This window comes from Sagittula sp. (genome assembly GCF_052825245.1).
This window is the reverse complement of the sequence record NZ_JBRBWD010000042.1, coordinates 62,494-81,700: the sequence shown is the minus strand read 5'-3', so window position 1 is coordinate 81,700 and position 19,207 is coordinate 62,494. Positions and strand designations below refer to the sequence as shown.

The window sequence follows — 19,207 nt, the reverse complement described above, 5'->3', positions numbered from 1 at the left end:
GTAAACGCCATTGATTTCTGCGCCGCAGCACACAACCAGTGCGTGTGCAGCGACGATTTTTCTGTCTTTTCAAATGGCTCGCCGTTATATCCATCATCATGCAAGACATCGCCATCCTGATTCCCGCCGCCGGTACAAGTTCCCGAATGCGCGGCAGAGACAAGCTCACCGAGATCGTTTCGGGTGAGCCCTTGCTGCGCCGCCAGGCGCAGACAGCCATGGCCACCGGCGCGCACGTCTGCGTGACGTTGCCGGATTACGAGCACCCTCGGGCGGGGGCGCTGGCCGGTTTGCCTGTGCAGCTTGTGGGCGTTCCCGACGCGGATCTCGGCATGTCGGCATCGCTCCGCCGTGGCGTCGCGATGTTGCCGCGCGGCATGAAGGCGGTCGTCGTGCTGCCCGCGGACATGCCGGAGATCGAGACGGACGATATCTCTCGCCTGATCGAGGGCTTCCGCGCGACGCCCTACCCCATGCTTCAGCAGGCAACCGCGGCTGACGGCACGCCGGGTCATCCTGTGCTGTTCCCGGCAGATTGCTTCTCCGCCATCCTGCAGCTTACGGGCGATCAAGGGGCACGGGATATCCTGAAGGCGAACGCGCACCGGCTGCGCCGGATCGCGCTGGCCGACGAACGTGCGCTTGTCGACCTCGACACGCCCGAGGCATGGGACGCATGGCGCGGTCGTCCGCCGGAAAAGCTGAGTGTCCCGGCTGAGTAAGTCGGGACAACTGCCAATTCCTTTGGATCAGTTCAGCCGCGCATGGCGGGTCATGACCCGTTGAACGGACGGCCCGACGAAATCCCGCTTTGCCCAAACCTCGCAGACATTGGCGGCCTTCGCCTTCGCGTACATGAAGGGTGACGGGAAGTCGCTGACGATGACCACCGGAACCCCCTTCAACGCCTTGTCGTTCGCCATTTCCTGAACGAGGTCTACGCCCATGCCGTCCGGCAGGGCGTTGTCCAGAAAGACGATGGAGATCTGTCCGTCCTTCAGCCGTTGGCGGGCTTCTTTCAGATCGCGGGCGACGATCATCGGTACGTTCGGGCACTGCTTGGCAAAGACACGGCGCATCATGCGCCTGTCGAATTCCTGATCGTCAACGATAAGGCAGTGTTTGTCCGTCTTCGCCATCGGTCCAGCCATCTCCAGCCCTTCCCGATCCTGCCTCACAAGGATTGCGATCCTGTTAATCTATTGATTTCCCTTAAAACTCTTGGAAAGAAAAAGGGCGACCCCTTGGGCCGCCCTTTTCCCATCGCCGCATCAAGCGGCGATGGCTGCATATTCCGTTCAGCGCGTCAGCAGGGCGGCCTCGTGCTTCTTCAGCGAGCGGCGGGCAGAGGCATAACCCTTGATGCCTTCCGCTTCGGCCAGCTCCGGGAACAGTTCCAGGATTTCCTGACGCTGGGCGTTGCCGATACCGGCAAGGCTGTAGTCGCCGGGCTGGAAGCTCTCGGTCCATGCGCCGTTCGACAGCACCACTTCGTGCTGGTCGAACATGATGTGGATGTAGGAGACAGAACCCACTTCCACTTCTTCGACACCCTCCAGACCCAGCAGGTGCTTGGCGGCAACAAGGACTTCGCGCTCTTCGAAGTAAAGGGCGGTCTTGTCGTTCGCCACCAGCACGCGGTGGTTCGGAGACACCAGCGTGTCATGCTCCGGCAGGTTGTTGCCCAGCGAGCCCTGCTTGATCAGCACCGGGCTCAGGTGCGGCTTGCGCGCCAGCTCATGCCCGGTCAGGTCCTTGCGGCCGACCCACTTGATCTCCTGGATCCCGTTGTCGCGGGTGATGACCCGGTCGCCGACCTTCAGGTCCTCGACCAGACGCTCGCCGCGCGGGGTGGCGATCAGCGTGCCGGGGGTGAAGCAGGGCACCACTTCCTCGATCTCGAAGAAGTCCATCGTGCCGGTCACTGCGCCCGAGCCGTCAAGGAACTCGACGGTGCCGTCGATGCCGTTGCCGTTGGAGTCGGTGGTCACGTTGGTCAGGCGCCAGTCGACGTCGCGCTGGCCCACGCCGGACAGGTTCAGGATGTCGTAGTCCTGGTTCGGCGCATCCGCCGGGTCGGCCACATCGACAAATCCGCCGGAGCCACCGTCCACGACGTCGCCGCTGCCATGCGCCGCGCTGTCCACGAAGATCACGTCGCGGTCGGACCCGCCCTGGATGTCGTCGATCCCGGCACCGCCGTTCAGCGTGTCGTTGCCTTGTCCGCCGATCAGAGTGTCATTGTCGTCGCCGCCAGAGATCTCGTCGTCGTCGATGCCACCATCGAGATAGTCGTCGCCGGAACCGCCCTGCAGCGTGTCGTCGTCATCGCCGCCAAAGATCGTGTCGTTGCCGAGGAAACCCTGCAGCAGGTCACGGTCGTTCTCGGTGTTGACGTCGACGTCGTCAGTCAGTTCCAGCGTCGCGATGTTGGAGCCGTCGATGTAGTCATGGCCCTGGCCACCGTCGATGGTGTCGGAGCCATGGCCGCCGATCAGCGAGTCGTCGCCCTGGTTGCCACGGATCAGGTCGTCGTCGATGCCGCCGTCGATGGTGTCGTTGCCGCCACCGCCGGTGATGGTGTCGCGGTCGTCGCCGGTCTCGATGTAGTCGTCGCCGCCTTCGCCGTCGATGGAGTCACGGCCGTCTTCCTGGTTCGGGTCGCTGGTGAAGCCAAAGACATCGCGCAGCGGGCTACCCGGCGCAAAGGCCGGATCGTCGTTCTCGTAGTCGGAGAAAGTGTCGGTGCCCGCGATGATCGTGTCATGGCCCTGGCCGCCGTAAATGGTGTCGGAGCCCTGCACGTCGTACAGGTAGTCGTCGCCGCCGCCGAGGTCGACGAGGTCGTCGTCGATACCCGGAAGGACGGTGTCCGCACCGCCGCCCGCGACGATGGTGTCGTCGTCGTCACCGGTAGAGATCAGGTCCGCGCCGGAGGTGCCGGTTTCGGAGTCGAGGTCGTCGGACGGGTCCGGATCTTCGTCGAAACCGTCGAGCGGGTCGAACGGCTGCAGGCCGGGTGCAACCGGGAACACATCGGTGTCGATGCGGCCTTCGGATATCTCTACGCCCACGCCCACGATCATCTCGGCCGAGTCGGTGCCGCCGTTGCCGTCGGAAATGGTGTAGGAGATGCGGTCCACGCCGACGAAGCCGGCATTGGGCGTGTAGGTCACTTCGCCCGTGGTCGGGTCCAGCGTCGCGGTGCCGTTGGCAGGCGTCCCGATGGAGGTCACGGTCAGCACGTCGGCGGGATCAGCGTCGGTGTCGTTGGTCAGCGGCTCGATCACCACCGGGGTCGCCGGGTCGGTGGAAACGATATCGTCCATTGCCACCGGCGGGATGTTGGTTGTCGTGCCGCCGTCGGTCACGGTGATGGTCACAGTCGCGGTGGCGTCGTTGCCCGGCGTGCCGTCGTTCACCGTGTAGGTGAAGGTGTCGGTGCCCACGAAACCGGTGTTCGGGGTGTAGATCACCTCGCCCGTGGTCGGATCGATCTCGGCGGTGCCGTTGGCCGGGGTTCCGACGGAGGTCACGGTCAGCGTGTCGCCTTCCGGATCGGTGTCGTTCGCGGTGACATCCACCACGACCGGCGTATCGTCGTCGGTGCTGGCGCTGTCGTCAACGGCGCTCGGCGGCAGGTTGTCTGCCACGTCAACGGTGGAGAACTCGACGTCGGAGATCAGAATGCGCTGGTCGGACTCGCCGCCGTTCGCGTATTCGATGACGATCTGGCTGATCGGACCTTCGATTTCCACCAGCGCGGAGCCTTCCGGCGTCTCGAAATCGTCGGTGCGGGTCTCGCCGTCGATGGTGGAGCCGTTCACCGCTGCCGTGCCGGACGGCGTGATGGTCACCGGGACCGGGTTGCCCGCAGCGTCGTATGCGGTGATCGTCACGATGTCCTCGAAGGACCCCGCGACGCCCGTCTTGTCACCGGTTGTGCCGGTGTCGATGTCGTTCAGTCGGAAGGACACGTTCTGCACGCTGTTGGTATAGAGCGCGGAGTCGGTCGACCGGAAATCCAGGGTTGTGGTGGACGTCGCCTGGGCAAACCCCTCGACCTCGCCCACGAGCTTCAGGTGCGACTGCGGATCGAACGTTTCGCCATCTGCCACGTAGGCCGGAGCGTTGAACGTGATCGCCTGTGCGCCCGACGATATACCGTCGTACGTGACGTCGACGGCCACGCCGCCGGTGTCCACCGTTGCGGACACGCCGCCTCCCAACACGTCGGTGTCAGTCAGTGTTGTGCCGAAGGCCCCGATAAGACCCCAATCCAGAACCAAGTCAGCCATACTATAGACCCTCTATATCGTCGTGGGGGCATGCCCCTGGCGTATGCGCGCCATGACAATGCCCACGGCACTGCCCGTTTCCTCATCTGCACTGCTCTGGATATCCCGACGTGTCGGGTGTTGCCTCTACCCACGTTTTTTCGTGGACGAAGAACACCTTAGCGGCACGGGAGGATTCTCCCCCCTCGCGTCACGCCGGGTCATCGAAACCCGAGCCGTTCAGCGGCCGCCCCCGTGGCCAATGTCTTCACCCCCCAGTTGGGCTTGAAACGTTAATACGGCGAAGCTGCCCCAGTCGGAAAGGAAAAATGGCGCAATCCGGGCAGCCTTCGCCGCATCCGCGCCGCAAATCGGGCGAAAAAAGGCAAGTATCGCGGGCGTGTGGCTGAAAATTGTATCTAAGGGCGCAACAGGTGAAGCCAGATGTTGACGCATCGGCAAGAAAAAGCACCATATATTGTGCACACGCGAGGTTCAGACCCCACATTATGTCTCAAAACGGAAACAGTGAATTGAGGCCCAAATTAGGCTGCGTCGTGAGCGTGAGGTTGCCACAAGTCTTGTCGTTTTGTCCTTTCAGACGAACCAATTCCTCAGACTGGGCCAAATTGGTCACCAGATCGTGCCGAGGAAGGCGTAAATCACCCGAATCATTCGAGGCAAATTGGGCACTTCCGCCCAATTCAACCCTAAGTAGACCTTTGCCTGCAAGTAAAGGGGTCACTTTTCGGCCAGATTTCGCCTGAAACAACGCCCGCCGAGGTGTGAAACCATCATGTCGGCCAACATACGTGCGACTTCTGCGCTTGACTGACCGCAATTGTGGCAAGTGCGTTCTGTTTGTTTCAGCTTGCGCTTAGGTTGAATTGTGTCGTCTTGGCGGACTTGCCAGGTACGAACCGGCCGCTTCACCTGGCGGACGATCCAAACACCGCCGCCCCGCCTCAAAGCGGCCGGGAACCGGGACACGGCCACCACGCTCGGCCGGCGCCGACCGCAAGGCATCATCGTCCTCCGCCTACGAAGTGCGCACGGGACGCCCCAGTTGTGTCTCCTTTGGGCCGCGCACCTGTGGCGCCGGCTGGCCGCCGAACGGCAATCGTCGACCGATGCGACCACCACTATGCCCGCACCTCGTCCGTCAGGACCAGGCCCTGTTCCGCGTCACGTCATCCAGGAATGTCTGAGGATTTTCAGGCTGGTACCCAAGGTCGGACTCGAACCGACATGACCTTTCGGCCGGGGGATTTTGAATCCCCTGCGTCTACCATTCCGCCACTTGGGCCCGGGCCCGACATTTAGCGGCCCCGATCCGCGTCGTAAAGTGTCAAACCGCACAGCTTGACGACCCCGGCCCGCCATGTTCAATCGCTGCGACAGCGAAAAGGAGTGCGCGATGCGCCGCATCTACGACTGGACCATGGCGCAGGCAGGTGGGCAGCACGCGTTGCTTGTCCTTGCCCTTGTCTCCTTCATCGAGGCCTCGATCTTTCCGATCCCGCCGGACGTGCTGATGATCCCGATGATCCTCGCGGCACCTTCCCGCGCCTGGCTGATCGCCCTCGTGGCCACCTTGTCCTCGGTGCTGGGCGGCCTCCTGGGCTACGGCATCGGCTTTTTCTTCTTCGAAACGCTGGGCCAGCCGATCCTCGAGTTCTTCGGCAAGGCCGACAAGATGGTGGAGTTCAACGCCACCTTCAACGGCGCCGGGTTCTGGGCCGTGCTGATCGCGGGCGTCACGCCTTTCCCGTTCAAGGTCATCACGATCATGTCCGGCTGGACCGCGATGCCGCTGGCCATCTTCCTCACCACCGCCCTCATCGCCCGCGCGATCCGCTTCTTCGTGGTGGCCGGGCTGCTTTATGCCTTCGGCGCACCCATTCGTGACTTCATCGAGAGGTATCTGGGGCTTGTGTTCACGGCGTTCGTCGCGCTTCTTGTGGGTGGCTTCCTGTTGCTGAGATACATATGACCCGCAAGACTCTGACCCTGCTCGCCACCCTCGGTTCCGCCGCGCTGATCTTAGGGGCGCTCGGCTTCCAGTACATCGGCGGGCTTTATCCCTGCAAACTTTGCTACTGGCAGCGTTACGGCCATTTTGCCGCGATCGCCGCCGGGATCGTCGCGCTGTTCGTCCCGGCCCGGGTGCTTCTGTGGATCGGCGCCGCCGGTGCGGGGTCATCCTCCGGCATCGCGGTCTATCACACCGGGGTGGAGCGTGGCTGGTGGGAAGGTCCGACAACCTGTTCCGGCGGCCAGGTCGGCAACCTGAGCACGGACGAGCTCTTCGACCAGATCATGAACGCGCCTGTCATCCGCTGCGACGAGATCCCGTGGGAGATGTTCGGCCTGTCGATGGCGAACCTGAACATCGTGGCCTCTGCAGTCATCGCCGTGCTCTTCATCCTCGCGGCCCGCGCAAAGGCGTGACAGCGTCCCCGCGCTCTGGCATGACCGGCAGAGGCAAGCGGAGCGCAGCATGACCAACAAACTGGCCCTTATCCTCGGCGGGATCATCGCGGTCCTGATCGCCGCGGACCTGACGCTGTACGACGGGGCCAACCTGCTGTTCCTCGGCAAAAAGCTCTACTGGCTGATCGACTACGTTGCCTTCTGGCGCTGAACGCCCGGGCTGCGCCAACGGTCGACCCTGCCCATCCCGGCGGCACCAAGGCGTGCCCCTCGGCGCGCACCATTCGACTGCCGCCTGAGCCGTCGCAGCACCCGCCCCGCCCTTGACTTCGGGGGTGCCGGATGCTTGGTAGCGTTAACATCACTTGACCGGGCGCGCCACGCCGCGGACGCTCGCTGCAGAAGACTGCTACAGAGAGGACACTCCCATGACCGTCACAGTCGCCATCAACGGTTTCGGCCGCATCGGCCGCAACGTGCTGCGTGCCATCATCGAGTCCGGCCGCACCGACATCGAAGTGGTCGCGATCAACGACCTCGGCCCGGTCGAGACCAATGCCCACCTGCTGCAGTACGACAGCGTGCACGGCCGTTTCCCGGTCGAGGTGACGCACACCGACGACAGCATCGACGTGGGCCGCGGGCCGATCAAGGTCACAGCCATCCGCAACCCGGCCGAGCTGCCCTGGGGCGATGTCGACGTCATCATGGAATGCACCGGCATCTTCACCTCGAAAGAGAAATGCCAGGCGCACCTGTCGACCGGTGCGAAGCGCGTGCTGATCTCCGCCCCGGGCACCGATGCCGACAAGACCATCGTCTTCGGGGTGAACGACGGCGAACTGACCAAGGACGACCTGATCGTCTCGAACGCGTCCTGCACCACGAACTGCCTCTCGCCGGTCGCCAAGGTGCTGAACGACGAGATCGGCATCGTGAAGGGCTTCATGACCACGATTCACTCCTACACCGGCGACCAGCCGACGCTGGACACGATGCACAAGGACCTCTACCGCGCCCGCGCCGCGGCGCTGTCGATGATCCCGACGTCCACCGGCGCGGCCAAGGCCGTGGGTCTCGTTCTGCCGGAACTGAACGGCAAGCTGGACGGTGTGGCGATCCGGGTGCCCACGCCCAACGTCTCTGTCGTCGACCTGACGTTCGAGGCCGCGCGCCCGACCACGGTCGAGGAGATCAACGACGCGATCCGCGCCGCAGCCAACGGCCCGCTGAAGGGCATCCTCGGCTACACGGACAAGAAGCTGGTGTCGTCGGACTTCAACCACGACCCGCATTCGTCGATCTTCCACACCGACCAGACCAAGGTCATGGACGGCACGATGTGCCGCATCCTGACATGGTATGACAACGAGTGGGGCTTCTCCAACCGCATGTCGGACACTGCCGTCGCGATGGGCAAGCTGATCTGAGCCATTTGGCCCCGGGGCGGCCCGTCCGCCCCTGCCGGGCAGCTTGATGCCGGCACAAAGAAAAAGGCGCCGTCCTCACAAGGGGCGGCGCCTTTCGAATTCTGCGGTGTCCTGTCCGCGGGTCGCGTCTGGTTCAGCCACCATAGACCGCCTGGTAGGCGATGCGCGGCATGTCGGCGCGTGCGATGTTCAGGTCGCGGGCGGTGTCTTCCGGCATGGAAGTCAGTTCGAACAGGGTGCGCTTGTACTCGGCGCGTTTGGCCATCCGGCCGCGGAAGTTGCTAACGAAGCTCATGTCGTTTCCTTTCAGTCTGCGTTTCGTTACCGCCAACATAGTCACGCTGCGGCGCAGCACAATTGTCGTATGGGCCGGGTCGCCATGCATGAAATGCAAAGCAACCTAAGGGCAATCTTAACGCTGCCATGCAGCATCGGCTGCGCGGGTCGGAGCCGATCACTCCGATGTCAGGGAGAGCCGCGAACAGTGTGTCTGCACATCCGTCAGCGCCGCACGACAGAGAACCACCCCGGCATGGACCAAACCGGCGCGCCTGAAGAGAGTGGAAGTGGATGGAAACTCAGCGGGCGATGCCGTCGATGAACGCGTCGATGCCCGTCAGGTAACCAGGCTTGCCGAACAGGCCGTCATGACCGCCCAGCTCGATCGGGACCAGCGACGTGTCGCTTCCGGCCGCTTCCAGTGCAGCGACGACGCGTTCACCATGGCCGAAGGGGATCAGACCGTCCACCGTGCCGTGCAACACCAGAGAAGGGGCCGTCACCCGGCGCGCGTCTTTCAGGCTTTGCCACTTCTGGACGCCGGGGATCAGGCAGGCGGGCAGGAAGGAGCGCACAGCCATCAGCTCGCACAGCCGCGCGTAGGGCGCCGCGAGGATCAGCCCGTCCACCGGCCGCTCCGCCGCGACATGCAGCGCAAGGCCCGTGCCCAAAGAATAGCCGTGCACGATGACCGGGCCGTCCTTGCCCACCAGTTGCGGCAGGGCGTCATATACTGCCAGTGCGTCGCCCTTCAGGCGGTCTTCGGACGGTGTTCCGGGCACGCCCCCGCCGCCGCGATAGCCCATGGCCACGACGCTGCGCCCGGCATCCGCATGATGCCGCAGCATGGGGGCGAAGGCGGTCAACGCCCCCACGTTGCCCATGAAGTAGATGACAACCGGCGCGCCCGCCTCACCCACGTGCTTGTAGACCCGCAATGGGCCCGCGTCGGTCGGCACGTCCTGCGCGTCGAAGCCCGGCTCCATCAGTTCGGTCTGGTTGTGAAACGGATAGACCAGACGGGTATGCACCGACACCGCCGCCACGGCGTAAGCCGCGTACAGCAGGACACCCACGACCACGGCCAAGAGGACTGCGCGGCGCGCTCTCACCCCAGGCGCGCCTCGAGCGCGTCGCGCACCGGCGGCGTCACGAACTTCGACACGTCCCCGCCCAGCCGGGCGATCTCCTTCACCAGCTTCGAGGCAATCGCCTGATGCCGCGCCTCCGCCATCAGGAACACCGTCTCAACCGAATCGTCCAGCGAGCGGTTCATGCCGACCATCTGGTACTCGTATTCGAAATCGGCCACGGCACGCAGGCCGCGCACGATGACCGAGGCGCCCACATCGCGGGCGCAATCGATCAGAAGGTTCTCGAACGGATGAGCGATGATCTCGCAGCCGGTCTCTTCGGCGATGCCGACGCACTCTGCCTCGACCATGGCCACGCGCTCTTCCAGCGTGAACAGCGGCCCCTTGTCCCGGTTGATCGCGACACCGATCACCAGCCGGTCGACCAGAGTGGCCCCGCGGCGGATGATGTCGATATGGCCCAGAGTTATGGGATCGAAGGTGCCTGGATAGAGGCCGATGCGCATTTTGAGGCTCCCCCGTATTGCTCGCCGCGCGCAAACGCAACAATATTGCGCCAGTGAATGCAAGGGGGAAACCCGAGAACCCCGGTCCGCGCCTCGGGATCGAAGATGACGGCACGGGATTTTCGGCTGTCAGCGGCAAGCTCAGGCGTACGCCTCTGCGGCCGGGGATGGAACAGGCGTGCGGAGGGCCGCGCCGCGGGGTCAGTGCCCCATGATCATGCCTTCGAGGGCCGTCTTCTCCATCGCCAGTTCGCTCAGCTTCGCCTTGACCACGTCGCCCAGCGTGATGAGCCCGACCATCTTGCCGTCCTCCACCACGGGCATGTGGCGGAACCGGCCCTCTGTCATCTTGGAAAGGATCGCGTCGGCGTTGTCACCACGTGCGCAGGTCACCAGTTTCTTCGTCATGTAGTCGTCGACCGCGTCCGACAGGCAGCCCGCCCCGTTCGAGGCCAGCACCCGCACGATGTCGCGTTCGGACAGGATGCCCTCTGCCACCACGCCATCCGAAGAAATCACCACCGTCCCGATCCGTTTTTCCGCAAGGATCTTGGCTGCATCGGCGACCTTCGTGCCCGGTTTGACCGTATACACGCTGTCGATGCCCTTGCTCTTCAGAATCTGCTGGACCTGCATGGCGATGCTCCTCGTCTGCGATGACTTTCACCCAGCGTCACCGAGGTGCGACAACCTGTCAAGTCAGCCATTTGGCGGAAACCCCGGCCCGGGCACCGACATAAGGCGTATTTACAGACCGGCCTGCACCTCCAGCCGGGCCAGTTCGGCACGCAACCCGGCAACCAGCGCCTCGGCAAACCGGTTCATCCGCTCGAGCCGCCGGTCGTCGGCGTGCCGAACAAGGTAGAAAGACCGTATCAGCTCCATCTCGTCCGTCAGCAGGCGTTTGACACCTTCGGCCTGCGGCAGGGCAAAGTCGTGCACGATGCCCAGCCCGGCGCCCCCCTTGATCCACTGGAACTGCACGGCAACGGAGTTCGACGCCAGCTCCACCCGGTTCATGCCCAGGTCGGCGAGGTAGTCCAGTTCCTTGTCGAAGATCATGTCCGGGATATAGCCGACGATCCGGTGGCCGCGCAGATCGTCAAGCGTCCCTATGGGGGCGTTTGCCGCAAGGTAGGCGTCGCTTGCCGCAAGATGCAGACGATAATCGGCAATCTTCTGCACGACGAGGCGCCCCGCCGTCGGCGGAGAGACGGCAATGGCCATGTCGGCCTCGCGGCGGGACAGGTTGACCACGCGCGGCAGGGCGACGATCTGCACCTCCAGCTCCGGGTTCTGATCGGCAATCGCCGCGCAGACCTGCGGCAGGAGGTAATTGGCGCAGCCATCCGGCGCCCCGATCCGCACCTGCCCCGACAGCCCCTCCGACCGGCCCTTGACCGCCTCCGCCGCCAGCAGCGCCGCCTGTTCCGCCGATTCCGCATGGTCGACCAGCCGCGCCCCGGCCTCCGTCAGCGCGTAGCCCTGCGGCGATTTCGCGAAGAGTGGCGCGCCCAGTCCCTGTTCGAGCCGCGCCACCCGGCGCCCAACCGTCGCGGGGTCCATTCGCAGCACCCGCCCCGCCGCCGACAGGCTTTCCCCCCGGGCCACGGCAAGGAAAACGCGCAGATCGTCCCAGTCCATTTTGCACTCCTGCAAGACCTATTTGTCAAACTGCCCCTTCCTTGCGCAAAATTGCAAGAGTAGGGTCCGCGCAAGAACGAACTCTGGAGGACTGCCATGACCGAACTCACCAACTGGATCAACGGCCAGCACGTCAAATCGACGTCGGGCCGCACCTCGGACGTCTACAACCCCGCCACCGGCGAAGTGCAGGCGAAGACGCCGCTGTCCACCGTGGAAGAGCTGAACGATGCCGTGGCCAAGGCCGTGGAAGCGCAGAAAGCCTGGGGGGCCACCAACCCGCAGCGCCGCGCCCGCGTGATGATGAAGTTCGGCCAACTCATCAACGAGCACATGGACGAACTGGCCGAACTGGTCTCGAAGGAACACGGCAAGACCCTGCCCGACGCCCGTGGCGACGTGCAGCGCGGTCTCGAGGTGGTCGAGGTCTGCATGGGCGCGCCCAACATGCTGAAGGGCGAATTCACCGATGACGGCGGCCCGGGCATCGACCTCTACTCCATGCGCCAGCCGCTGGGTGTCGTGGCCGGCATCACGCCGTTCAACTTCCCCGCCATGATCCCGCTGTGGAAGATGGCCCCGGCCCTGGCTTGCGGCAACGCGATGATCCTCAAGCCGTCCGAGCGTGTGCCCTCCACCGCCCTGCGGCTTGCCGAACTGATCAAGGAAGCGGGCCTGCCCGACGGTGTCCTGCAGGTGGTGAACGGCGACAAGCAGGTGGTCGACGCGATCCTCGACAACGAGGACATCGCCGCCGTGGGCTTCGTCGGCTCCACGCCCATCGCGCAGTACATCTATGGTCGCGCCGCCTCCAACGGCAAGCGCGCCCAGTGCTTCGGCGGCGCCAAGAACCACATGATCATCATGCCCGACGCCGACATCGACAAGGCGGCGGACGCCCTGGTGGGCGCGGGCTACGGTGCCGCGGGCGAACGCTGCATGGCGATCTCCGTCGCCGTTCCGGTGGGTCAGGAAACCGCCGACAAGCTGATCGACGCCCTCGTCCCCCGCGTCGAGAAACTGAAGGTCGGCCCCTACACCTCCGACGCCGACGTGGACTATGGCCCGGTCATCACCGCGCAGGCCAAGACCCGCATCGAGGGGCTCATCTCCTCCGGCGTGGACCAGGGCGCCAAGCTGGTGATCGACGGCCGCGGCTTCGAGCTGCAGGGCTACGAGAACGGCTTCTTCTGTGGCCCGTCGCTGTTCGACAACGTCACCCCGGACATGGACATCTACAAGGAAGAGATCTTCGGCCCCGTCCTGTCGACCGTCCGCGCCGAGAGCTATGAGGACGCGCTGAACCTCGTGATCGACAACCCCTACGGCAACGGTACGGCGATCTACACCGCCGACGGCGACACCGCACGTGACTTCGCGCACCGGGTGAACGTGGGCATGGTCGGCATCAACTTCCCGATCCCGGTGCCGCTCTCCTACCACACCTTCGGCGGCTGGAAGAAATCGGCCTTCGGCGACCTGAACCAGTACGGCCCCGACGCCTTCCGCTTCTACACGAAGACCAAGACCGTCACCGCGCGCTGGTTCTCCGGCATCAAGGAAGGTGGCGAGTTCAACTTCAAAGCCATGGACTGACCCTGACCGGCGGTCTCCATGCGCTGCGCACACAAGGTGAAGGAGTGCCCTGCGGGGCGCTCCTTTTGCGTTTCCGGCCTCCCTTGAAAAATAAGAACGCCCGGCGGCGCCATCCCGTCCCTGGGAAAAGCCGCTCCGGCCCTGCCGGTCCACAAGAGACCACGATTTCATCAATCCGGACGGAATCGGGAAGCCATCCCCGCTTTCCGACCGCGCTACATAGTATGAAGTGTTGATTGCCCGGTCCTTTTGCCCCAGATGGAACGCTGTTCCTGATGGAGGCCCCCATGTACGAATCTCTCGGCTTCGAAAATCTCACCGCGCCGCAGGCCGCGGTCTACTTGGCCGTGGGCCTCGGGCTCCTCTTCGGCGTGCTCGCCGAACGTACGAAGTTCTGTTTCCGCCGCGCGCTAGTCGGTGAAGACCGCCGCGCCGCGTCCGGCGTCTGGTTCATGGCGCTGGCCACCGCGCTGATCGGCACGCAGGCCGCCGTGGCGGCAGGCCTGATCGGTTTCGACGATCATCGCTTCATGGCCTCCGATCTGCCGTGGCTGGCCGTGCTCGTGGGCGGTCTGGCCTTCGGCGCTGGCATGGTCCTGACCCGGGGCTGCGTCTCCCGCCTGACGGTGCTCAGCGCCACCGGCAACCTGCGCGCGCTGACCGTTCTGGCGATCTTCGCGATCACCGCCCATTCCCTGCTGAAGGGCATCGCTTCCCCGATCCGCACCACGCTCGGCAGCGTGACCGTCGACCTCGGCGCCACGACCGGCCTCGCCAGCCTGCCCGGCGGCGCATGGCTCTGGACCGCCGTCCTCGCCATCCTGGCCCTGCTGATCGTGGCCCGCTCCAAGGCGAGCCCGCTGTCGCTCATCGGTGCGGCCCTGCTGGGCCTCCTCGTCCCCGCCGCCTGGGCGGGCACCGGCTTCATCCTTTACGACGATTTCGACCCGGTGGTAATGCAGAGCCTCGCCTTCACCTCCACCTGGTCCGAGACGCTCTTCTGGGTCATCGCTTCCACGGCGGTCCCGGCAGGGTTCGGCGTGGGCCTCGTCCTCGGCGTGCTCGGTGGCAGCTTCCTCTCCGCCGCGGCCGCAGGGCGCCTGCAGTGGCAAAGCTTCTCCACGCCCCGCGAAACCGGCCGCTACCTGACCGGCGCCATGCTGATGGGTTTCGGCGGGGTTCTCGCGGGCGGCTGCACGGTGGGCGCGGGCCTCTCAGGCGTCCCTACTCTCTCCTTCGCCGCACTGCTCGCCATTGGCAGCATCGCCGCGGGCGGGCTTCTCACCAACGCGGTTCTCAAGACCGCCCCCCGCGGCGCCCACGCCATGGCACCGGCAGAGTGACCCTGGCCTTCATCTTGGCATAATTACCTCGGGGGAGCCGAAGGCGGGGGCAGCGCCTCCTGCGGCCCGGGCACAGCCCAGGCTTTTCCTGTCTGCGCGCAGGCGCAGGCCGCATGATCACCGCCGCAGGGCAGCCAAATCAGAGGTCCGGGCCCGCCCGTTCAACGTGATGACGGATGCGCCGGATCATCAGCCAGACCACCAGCACCACCGGCACCACCGCTGCCGCCGTCATCGTGCCCTTTGAGAGACCCAAAGCCTCGGCCACCGGGTACAACAGATAGGACACCAGCGACACCGCGTAGTAGCTGATCGCCACCACCGACAACCCTTCGACCGTGTGCTGCAGTCGCAATTGCAGCTCCGCCCGCCGGTCCATGCTCTCCAGGAGCCGCTGGTTCTGCGCCGAGCGGCCAACCTCGACCCGCGTGCGCAGCAGGTCCGCCGCGCGGGTGGCCCGGGCCGTCATGCTCTCCAGCCGACGGGCCGAGGATTTCACCGTGCGCATGGCAGGATCGTACCGGCGCATCATGAACTCCGAGAAGGTCTGCCGCCCCTGGAACCGCTCTTCCCGCAGGACCGCGATCCGCTGGCCGACGATGGCCTCGTAGGCCTCCGTCGCACCCAACCGGAAGGACACCTGTGCCGAGATCTTCTCGAGCTCCGCGGAGGACGCCAGCAGGGTCTTCAACGTGGCCTCCTCGTGCCCCTCGCTTTCCGTCATCACCTGCATCAGGCGCGTCAGCTCGCGGTCGATCTCGCCCATGCGCGGCGAGACCTCCTTCATCCGGGTGAACCCCAGCATGGACATGCTCTTGTAGGTCTCGATCTCGCACAGCCGCTGCACGATGCGCCCGGCGCGCCGCTGGCCGACCGACGGCTTGGTGAAGACGGCAAACCTCTGGTGGCCGGCGGAGTCGATGCGGAAATCCCCGGCGATCACCGCCTCCCGGTCGATGACCTCGCTGACGGCAATGCTCTCAGGCACCAGCCAGTCTTCAAGCCGGGCACGGATTTCCTCGTCGTCCATCCGCCGCTCCACCCGGATCATGGCGGAAGTGACGCGGACGCCCGGCGCCTTGTCCAGCCAGTCCTGCGGGAAAACCGCGAAATCCGCCGGGTCGAAGGGCCGTTCCCCCAGCCCCGGCAGGAAAACCGTATAAGTCACGAACTCCGTATGTTGCTCCCACTTCACCGTGTTCTGACCTATCCGCGCGCTGAAATGCGTGGCCCCCGGCGACGGGTGCGCGGTGCCGTGACGGTCCAGCAGGTCGATCAGGTGGGCAAAGTCCTCGTCGCGGTCCCGGGACGCCGCGTCCTTGGGTTGTTTCACCGCGAGGTAGACCGCCCGGCACGGCGTCGTCAGCGACGGAAACGGCCGCGCGTGAAGCTCGTTGGCAAGCTTGTACCGCAGCGGGTGATCGGTGATCGGCGGCATGTCAGGTCTCCAAGGGTCGGTCACGTTGATGCCGCGCCGCAGCATCAATGTAAAGCCATTTCCGCAAGCATTTCAACACGTTACATGGATACGACGGTATACCGCCAAAGGTCTCGGACGGCATAGCGGGAAAACCCCGGCAAAACATGCCCTTACCCGACCAACGGGGCATAGCGGCTTGTCATCACGTAGTCCTTCCGCGGCCCCCGGACCTGCCAGCGCGCCGTCCACTCCGGCCACCGGGTGAAATCGTAGGTGACATCATACTGGTCGGGATCGCACCAATGCGCGGCCTCTCCGCCCTCCGGCGGCACCGCGTGAAAGAACCGACCGTCCTCGAAATAGACGTCCAGCCCCGGCCCCCAGCGGTAGCTTCGCTCCGCCTGGAAGGCACCTCCGCCGACTTCCAGCACGCCGCGCTCCACGTAATCCGCACCCTCATCTCCCGGCACCCATTCCGCCGTCCCGGTGAACCGCCCGCGCGACCCGTCGCCGTGGGCGATCTCGCGTTCCACCCGCCAGCACCCGATGAAATCCGCCAAATTCACTGCCATGGACGCCTCCATCCGCCTTGGTCTTCCTGTCTAGCACGGTCCGCCAGACCTGTCGCCGTTTCGCACGCCGCCCCCGCGCATGCACGGCCCCGCCCCGCCGCCATTCGTCGCAAGTCCCCACACCCTCTTGAGACCTGCGCCCGCCGCCCCTAAACCGCCTGCGTCCGACATCCGCAGGAGGCCCAGATGATTCCCCGTTATTCCCGCCCCGACATGGTCGCCATCTGGTCGCCCGAAACCAAGTTCCGCATCTGGTACGAGATCGAGGCCCACGCCTGCGACGCCATGGCCGATCTGGGCGTCATCCCCCGCGAAAACGCCGAGGCCGTCTGGAAGGCCAAGGATGTCGAGTTCGACATCGACCGCATCGACGAGATCGAGCGCGAGACCAAGCACGACGTCATCGCCTTCCTCACCCACCTGGCCGAACACGTGGGGTCTGACGAGGCGCGCTTCGTCCACCAGGGGATGACCTCTTCCGACGTGCTCGACACCTGCTTCAACGTGCAGCTCGTCCGCGCCTCCGACATCCTGATCGCCGACCTCAAGGCGCTGCTCGCCGCGCTGAAGAAACGCGCCTACGAGCACAAGGACACTGTCCGCATCGGCCGCAGCCACGGCATCCACGCCGAGCCCACCACAATGGGCCTGACCTTCGCCCGCTTCTATGCCGAGATGGACCGCAACCTCAGCCGGATGCGCGATGCGCGGGCCGAGATCGCCACCGGCGCGATTTCCGGCGCGGTCGGTACCTTCGCCAACATCGATCCGGCGGTCGAGGAACACGTCTGCGAAAAGATGGGCCTCGTGCCGGAGCCGATCTCGACCCAGGTGATCCCGCGCGACCGTCACGCCGCCTTCTTCGCGACGCTCGGCGTCATCGCCTCCTCGATCGAGAACATCGCCATCGAGATCCGCCACATGCAGCGCACCGAGGTGCTGGAAGCCGCGGAGTTCTTCTCGATGGGGCAAAAGGGTTCTTCGGCGATGCCGCACAAGAAGAACCCGGTCCTGACCGAGAACCTCACCGGCCTCGCACGGCTTGTCCGCATGGCCGTGATCCCGGCGATGGAGAACGTGGCCCTCTGGCACGAGCGCGACATCTCCCACTCCTCGGTGGAGCGCAATATCGGCCCCGACACTACGATCACACTGGACTTTGCCCTGCACCGTCTGACCGGCGTCATCGACAAGCTGCTGGTCTACCCGCAGAACATGCTCGACAACATGAACAAGTTCCCCGGGCTGGTCATGTCGCAGCGTGTGCTGCTGGCCCTGACGCAGGCCGGTGTCAGCCGTGAGGACGCCTATCGCCTCGTTCAGCGCAACGCGATGAAGGTCTGGGACAACCGCACCGACTTCCGCGAGGAACTGCTGGGCGACGCCGAGGTGCGCGCCGCGCTGTCCGAGGACGAAATCAACGAGAAGTTCGACCTCGGCTACCACACGAAGCACGTCGACACGATCTTTGCCCGGGTCTTCCACGAGGACTGAGGCGCCATTCACGCCCTGACCGGGCGCGCGGTTTCACCGAAACGCCGCGGACATTGAAAGCCGGGGGTATTCCATACTCCCGGCTATTCCCCACTCGAAAAGCGGCAGGCGCATGCTAATCTCTGTTGCAGGATGCAATCGACAGGGACAAACGCCATGCGCTGCCTCGCCCTTCTGACAAGCCTGCTGCCCGTCGCCGCCTTCGCCGCAGGCACCGACAGTTCCACGCCGCCAAAATCCGCCTGCAAGGCCGGCTACGTCTACGACGTGATGTCGGACAAGTGCGTCAAACCCCAAAGCGGACACGTCGACGACATGATGCGGCTGGAAGCGGTGCGCGGCTATGCATACGAGGGAAAGCTCGCCGACGCGCTGATGGTTCTGGACGCCATGGACGACCAGAAGGCGGACGGCGTGCTGACCTATCGCGGCTTCATCGCGCGGATGTCGGGCGACATGGACGGTGCGAAGCGCTGGTACGATGCCGCGCTGGCGCAGAACCCCGACAACCTTCTCGCCCGCAGCTACATGGGCCAAGGCCTCGTGCTGGAAGGTGACTGGGTCGGTGCCAAGCGCCAGTACGACGAGATCATCGCCCGCGGCGGGCGCGGCACATGGGCCGAGGCCTCCCTCCGCGACGCGATCACCACCGGCACGACCTACACCTACTGACGTGCCATGCGCCCTTGACCGGTTTGCTGGCAACGGGCGGGCGTTTGTGACCCATCGACGTGCCGGCGGACGCGACCGAGAATTTGTCGTTCCGCCCGTTGGCCGACCTCTGGTCGTTTCTGGGACTTCTCGCGCATTGGGACTGCCCAATCTCAACACCCCGACCCGCCATCACGGAATGGTGAGATGCCCTCCTCCGCACCGGCGTTTTGAGAAGTTACATTTGCGTGCTACCTTTTCGTCCATCCCAACAGGAGGACGACCCGATGAAGATCACGACGATTCTCACTGCCGCCGCCCTGACCCTTGTCCCGGTGCTGGGCTCTGCCTGCCAGTGGCATGAAAAGCAGGCCATGACCTGCGCCGAAGGTTCCGCCTACGACGCCGACACCCACAGCTGCAAGGTCGTCACCGGCTGACCCCTTGCCCGTATCGCAGTGGCGCCGG

Annotated in this window: 19 protein-coding genes and 1 tRNA gene; 10 read left to right on the top strand and 10 right to left on the bottom strand. The window is 64.8% G+C overall.

The features are described 5' to 3' along the window. Positions 1-98: 98 nt before the first annotated feature. On the top strand, positions 99-722 hold the full coding sequence (locus ACU0DV_RS18735) for a nucleotidyltransferase family protein (RefSeq protein ID WP_446241522.1): 624 nt from the start codon (positions 99-101) through the stop codon (positions 720-722). 27 nt (positions 723-749) lie between these two features. Here ACU0DV_RS18735 and ACU0DV_RS18730 read toward each other — a convergent pair whose 3' ends face one another. The 3 genes from ACU0DV_RS18730 to ACU0DV_RS18720 all read right to left on the bottom strand — a co-directional run bounded on the left by ACU0DV_RS18730 (position 750) and on the right by ACU0DV_RS18720 (position 5,583). Next, positions 750-1,151 (bottom strand): response regulator, encoded by a 402-nt coding sequence (locus ACU0DV_RS18730; RefSeq protein ID WP_254698209.1) that lies wholly within the window; start codon positions 1,149-1,151, stop codon positions 750-752. A 147-nt stretch (positions 1,152-1,298) separates the two neighbouring features. Further along, complete coding sequence (locus ACU0DV_RS18725; RefSeq protein ID WP_446241486.1) at positions 1,299-4,217, bottom strand: Hint domain-containing protein; 2,919 nt, start codon at positions 4,215-4,217, stop codon at positions 1,299-1,301. A 1,280-nt stretch (positions 4,218-5,497) separates the two neighbouring features. Then, positions 5,498-5,583, bottom strand: a tRNA-Leu gene (locus ACU0DV_RS18720). A 111-nt stretch (positions 5,584-5,694) separates the two neighbouring features. Between ACU0DV_RS18720 and ACU0DV_RS18715 the strand changes: the two genes are divergently transcribed. The 4 genes from ACU0DV_RS18715 (at position 5,695) to gap (ending at position 8,140) form a co-directional block, all read left to right on the top strand. Next, positions 5,695-6,270, top strand: a complete 576-nt coding sequence (locus ACU0DV_RS18715) for a YqaA family protein (protein ID WP_446241487.1) — start codon at positions 5,695-5,697, stop codon at positions 6,268-6,270. Beyond that, the gene (locus ACU0DV_RS18710; protein WP_446241488.1) at positions 6,267-6,728 is read left to right on the top strand and encodes a disulfide bond formation protein B; all 462 of its coding nucleotides are present in this window, start codon (positions 6,267-6,269) and stop codon (positions 6,726-6,728) included. The genes ACU0DV_RS18715 and ACU0DV_RS18710 overlap by 4 nt, the downstream gene beginning before the upstream one ends. Positions 6,729-6,777: 49 nt before the next feature. Beyond that, on the top strand, positions 6,778-6,921 hold the full coding sequence (locus tag ACU0DV_RS18705) for a hypothetical protein (RefSeq protein ID WP_198521752.1): 144 nt from the start codon (positions 6,778-6,780) through the stop codon (positions 6,919-6,921). Positions 6,922-7,138: 217 nt separating this feature from the next. Then, entirely contained in the window at positions 7,139-8,140 is a 1,002-nt protein-coding gene (gap, locus tag ACU0DV_RS18700; RefSeq protein ID WP_100930171.1) for a type I glyceraldehyde-3-phosphate dehydrogenase, read from the top strand. A gap of 133 nt (positions 8,141-8,273) precedes the next feature. Here the strand turns inward: gap and ACU0DV_RS18695 are convergent, their stop codons facing one another. From ACU0DV_RS18695 to ACU0DV_RS18675, 5 genes are all read right to left on the bottom strand, one after another. Then, entirely contained in the window at positions 8,274-8,435 is a 162-nt protein-coding gene (locus ACU0DV_RS18695) for a hypothetical protein (RefSeq protein ID WP_198521751.1), read from the bottom strand. Positions 8,436-8,718: 283 nt separating this feature from the next. Next, complete coding sequence (locus ACU0DV_RS18690; RefSeq protein WP_446241489.1) at positions 8,719-9,531, bottom strand: alpha/beta hydrolase; 813 nt, start codon at positions 9,529-9,531, stop codon at positions 8,719-8,721. Continuing rightward, complete coding sequence (gene coaD, locus ACU0DV_RS18685) at positions 9,528-10,019, bottom strand: pantetheine-phosphate adenylyltransferase (protein ID WP_100930169.1); 492 nt, start codon at positions 10,017-10,019, stop codon at positions 9,528-9,530. The genes ACU0DV_RS18690 and coaD overlap by 4 nt, the downstream gene beginning before the upstream one ends. A gap of 201 nt (positions 10,020-10,220) precedes the next feature. Next, positions 10,221-10,655: a CBS domain-containing protein gene (locus ACU0DV_RS18680; RefSeq protein ID WP_283980438.1), complete on the bottom strand. Its 435-nt coding sequence runs from the start codon at positions 10,653-10,655 to the stop codon at positions 10,221-10,223. A 111-nt stretch (positions 10,656-10,766) separates the two neighbouring features. Beyond that, entirely contained in the window at positions 10,767-11,663 is an 897-nt protein-coding gene (locus ACU0DV_RS18675; protein WP_446241490.1) for a LysR family transcriptional regulator, read from the bottom strand. A 96-nt stretch (positions 11,664-11,759) separates the two neighbouring features. On the opposite strand from ACU0DV_RS18675, the gene ACU0DV_RS18670 reads away from it, so the two are divergent. Both ACU0DV_RS18670 and ACU0DV_RS18665 read left to right on the top strand, forming a co-directional pair. Next, positions 11,760-13,259 (top strand): CoA-acylating methylmalonate-semialdehyde dehydrogenase, encoded by a 1,500-nt coding sequence (locus ACU0DV_RS18670; RefSeq protein WP_100930166.1) that lies wholly within the window; start codon positions 11,760-11,762, stop codon positions 13,257-13,259. A 287-nt stretch (positions 13,260-13,546) separates the two neighbouring features. Beyond that, positions 13,547-14,602: a YeeE/YedE family protein gene (locus tag ACU0DV_RS18665; protein ID WP_446241491.1), complete on the top strand. Its 1,056-nt coding sequence runs from the start codon at positions 13,547-13,549 to the stop codon at positions 14,600-14,602. A 139-nt stretch (positions 14,603-14,741) separates the two neighbouring features. Here the strand turns inward: ACU0DV_RS18665 and ACU0DV_RS18660 are convergent, their stop codons facing one another. Beyond that, entirely contained in the window at positions 14,742-16,040 is a 1,299-nt protein-coding gene (locus ACU0DV_RS18660; RefSeq protein WP_446241492.1) for a DUF3422 family protein, read from the bottom strand. A gap of 152 nt (positions 16,041-16,192) precedes the next feature. Further along, on the bottom strand, positions 16,193-16,594 hold the full coding sequence (locus ACU0DV_RS18655) for a DUF6314 family protein (RefSeq protein ID WP_446241493.1): 402 nt from the start codon (positions 16,592-16,594) through the stop codon (positions 16,193-16,195). Positions 16,595-16,780: 186 nt separating this feature from the next. Here ACU0DV_RS18655 and purB point away from each other — a divergent pair, with 186 nt between their 5' ends. The 3 genes from purB (at position 16,781) to ACU0DV_RS18640 (ending at position 19,179) form a co-directional block, all read left to right on the top strand. Next, positions 16,781-18,088, top strand: a complete 1,308-nt coding sequence (gene purB, locus ACU0DV_RS18650) for an adenylosuccinate lyase (RefSeq protein WP_100930163.1) — start codon at positions 16,781-16,783, stop codon at positions 18,086-18,088. A gap of 156 nt (positions 18,089-18,244) precedes the next feature. After that, the gene (locus ACU0DV_RS18645) at positions 18,245-18,760 is read left to right on the top strand and encodes a tetratricopeptide repeat protein (protein ID WP_446241494.1); all 516 of its coding nucleotides are present in this window, start codon (positions 18,245-18,247) and stop codon (positions 18,758-18,760) included. A 266-nt stretch (positions 18,761-19,026) separates the two neighbouring features. Then, positions 19,027-19,179 (top strand): adenylosuccinate lyase, encoded by a 153-nt coding sequence (locus ACU0DV_RS18640; protein WP_100930161.1) that lies wholly within the window; start codon positions 19,027-19,029, stop codon positions 19,177-19,179. Positions 19,180-19,207: the final 28 nt, after the last annotated feature.

What these genes read in the sequence shown, in the direction of transcription:
- ACU0DV_RS18665 (WP_446241491.1), top strand. Translation starts at nt 13,547, where the DNA reads ATGTACGAATCTCTCGGCTTCGAAAATCTCACCGCGCCGCAGGCCGCG.
- ACU0DV_RS18655 (WP_446241493.1), bottom strand. Translation starts at nt 16,594, where the DNA reads ATGGCAGTGAATTTGGCGGATTTCATCGGGTGCTGGCGGGTGGAACGC.
- ACU0DV_RS18660 (WP_446241492.1), bottom strand. Translation starts at nt 16,040, where the DNA reads ATGCCGCCGATCACCGATCACCCGCTGCGGTACAAGCTTGCCAACGAG.
- ACU0DV_RS18695 (WP_198521751.1), bottom strand. Translation starts at nt 8,435, where the DNA reads ATGAGCTTCGTTAGCAACTTCCGCGGCCGGATGGCCAAACGCGCCGAG.
- ACU0DV_RS18730 (WP_254698209.1), bottom strand. Translation starts at nt 1,151, where the DNA reads ATGGCTGGACCGATGGCGAAGACGGACAAACACTGCCTTATCGTTGAC.
- ACU0DV_RS18640 (WP_100930161.1), top strand. Translation starts at nt 19,027, where the DNA reads ATGAAGATCACGACGATTCTCACTGCCGCCGCCCTGACCCTTGTCCCG.
- purB (WP_100930163.1), top strand. Translation starts at nt 16,781, where the DNA reads ATGATTCCCCGTTATTCCCGCCCCGACATGGTCGCCATCTGGTCGCCC.
- ACU0DV_RS18715 (WP_446241487.1), top strand. Translation starts at nt 5,695, where the DNA reads ATGCGCCGCATCTACGACTGGACCATGGCGCAGGCAGGTGGGCAGCAC.
- ACU0DV_RS18705 (WP_198521752.1), top strand. Translation starts at nt 6,778, where the DNA reads ATGACCAACAAACTGGCCCTTATCCTCGGCGGGATCATCGCGGTCCTG.
- coaD (WP_100930169.1), bottom strand. Translation starts at nt 10,019, where the DNA reads ATGCGCATCGGCCTCTATCCAGGCACCTTCGATCCCATAACTCTGGGC.
- ACU0DV_RS18680 (WP_283980438.1), bottom strand. Translation starts at nt 10,655, where the DNA reads ATGCAGGTCCAGCAGATTCTGAAGAGCAAGGGCATCGACAGCGTGTAT.
- ACU0DV_RS18675 (WP_446241490.1), bottom strand. Translation starts at nt 11,663, where the DNA reads ATGGACTGGGACGATCTGCGCGTTTTCCTTGCCGTGGCCCGGGGGGAA.
- ACU0DV_RS18735 (WP_446241522.1), top strand. Translation starts at nt 99, where the DNA reads ATGCAAGACATCGCCATCCTGATTCCCGCCGCCGGTACAAGTTCCCGA.
- gap (WP_100930171.1), top strand. Translation starts at nt 7,139, where the DNA reads ATGACCGTCACAGTCGCCATCAACGGTTTCGGCCGCATCGGCCGCAAC.
- ACU0DV_RS18710 (WP_446241488.1), top strand. Translation starts at nt 6,267, where the DNA reads ATGACCCGCAAGACTCTGACCCTGCTCGCCACCCTCGGTTCCGCCGCG.
- ACU0DV_RS18645 (WP_446241494.1), top strand. Translation starts at nt 18,245, where the DNA reads ATGCGCTGCCTCGCCCTTCTGACAAGCCTGCTGCCCGTCGCCGCCTTC.
- ACU0DV_RS18670 (WP_100930166.1), top strand. Translation starts at nt 11,760, where the DNA reads ATGACCGAACTCACCAACTGGATCAACGGCCAGCACGTCAAATCGACG.